The organism is Kosakonia sp. H7A, from assembly GCF_003028445.1.
Taxonomy (GTDB): domain Bacteria; phylum Pseudomonadota; class Gammaproteobacteria; order Enterobacterales; family Enterobacteriaceae; genus Kosakonia; species Kosakonia radicincitans.
Map to the genome: position 1 here is coordinate 1 of NZ_PYTZ01000133.1, position 441 is coordinate 441.

1 protein-coding gene is annotated in these 441 nt (G+C 59.0%); it reads right to left on the reverse strand.

The features are described 5' to 3' along the window. A partial coding sequence (locus tag CWM66_RS29025; RefSeq protein ID WP_199200102.1) for a hypothetical protein occupies positions 1-441 on the reverse strand: 441 nt, incomplete at both ends.

Sequence of the window (441 nt, forward strand, 5' to 3'; positions counted from 1 at the left end):
GACGACGATCACATACTCCCCGCCCATCGGGAGAGTCGCCAGGTTAAGAGTGCCGTAGACCGAGGTTAAACTCTTGGTGTCGAGCAAAGTCCCGTCTGGCTTATAGATGTAATAGTAGAGCGTGCGGGACGCGGGCAACGTCGCCTGACCATTCAACTGCACCGCCAAGCTATCACCTGCCGAGGCGGTAAAGGTGAGCCGACCGTTCTGACCGTAACGCGGCAACGACAGCGCCAATGGCACTTCGCGCATCAGGCTGGCGCGCACATCCTCTGAGAGGGTGATATTGAGACGTATCGTCTGCGTGGCCGCCTGCGGAGTGACGATCACGCTGTAGGTGCCCGTCTTCTTGGCAGTCAGGTTGAACTGCTCGGTTCCGTAGCTCAGGTAATATGTCGTGCTGTCCAGTTGCGCGCCTGTCGGATCGTACAACGCCGCGCT